Below are 820 nucleotides of genomic sequence, written 5' to 3'. Positions count from 1 at the left end.
TTACTTAAGTATGTACACATAGCCTCCTTTATGGCGCTCAAAATGGCAGTCGGATCATTGATGATCATATGATTAAGAAGGTGATTCAGGAGGAACTCTCATGAAGAACCGCTGGAAAGATATGAAGTATAATTTAGAGCTCGATTGTTGGGTGGTCTTCTGTGGGGATAATACAGGTTACAAGGTGCGCTGTGGCGATTGGTTTGATCTTCACCTTAGAGATGGAAGAAGCTTCCCTGGCGTATAGAACTCGGAAGGGATTGATATATTATCGTCGGTAGGAATAAGACAAAATTTTATTTAAAACAAAACGAAATCTATCAGGTAGATATTTAGGTGAAGGGGAAGCTACGGAATTTACGGGCTTCCCTTTTCTATCGGTCAATATTTCTGTCAAATTTAGGACAAATGATACCGTCAATTTCTTGCCAAAATAGACCTGTTTTTCAGTTTTTCATGTGAAAAGTGTGGAGGAGAAATTACCCGAAATATTATAAAGGAGTACATGGCATAGAGTACAAACTATCGGATATTCACTAGCCAACAAGGACCGAGCGTTTTTTGCCCGGTTTTTCTTAATGATATATGGCACCTAATATTCTTGATGATTTATGCAACTCGTTTAATTTGCCATTTGCTTCTGATTTAATTTCTTTTGTTTTTAAGTCAGACAAAAATGAAATTTTAATTATGAATAACCCTAACTGTTTCCCAAGAAAGTTCTTCTAATTCAATTATTTTTTATTTAAGCAATAACACTTGTGTTGCATTAATTTAATTTCACTATTAAAAATACTCAAAATGTTCAATTTTATTGTTT

The 820-nt window shown here is 34.5% G+C and carries 1 protein-coding gene; it reads left to right on the top strand.

Annotated elements, in window-relative coordinates; translation table 11 throughout:
- Nucleotides 1–100: 100 nt before the first annotated feature.
- Complete coding sequence (locus tag BFU02S_RS17455) at nucleotides 101–247, top strand: DUF5348 domain-containing protein (RefSeq protein ID WP_235842101.1); 147 nt, start codon at nucleotides 101–103, stop codon at nucleotides 245–247.
- Nucleotides 248–820: the final 573 nt, after the last annotated feature.

Origin of the sequence: Neobacillus fumarioli NBRC 102428, assembly GCF_001591485.1 — a bacterium.
Lineage (GTDB): Bacteria > Bacillota > Bacilli > Bacillales > Cytobacillaceae > Neobacillus > Neobacillus fumarioli.
Note: the sequence above shows the minus strand (reverse complement) of the source record. Positions and strands in the feature narration are given on the sequence as shown.

Excerpts from the sequence above, each read along its gene's own strand:
- BFU02S_RS17455 (WP_235842101.1), top strand. The coding sequence starts at position 101 with ATGAAGAACCGCTGGAAAGATATGAAGTATAATTTAGAGCTCGATTGT.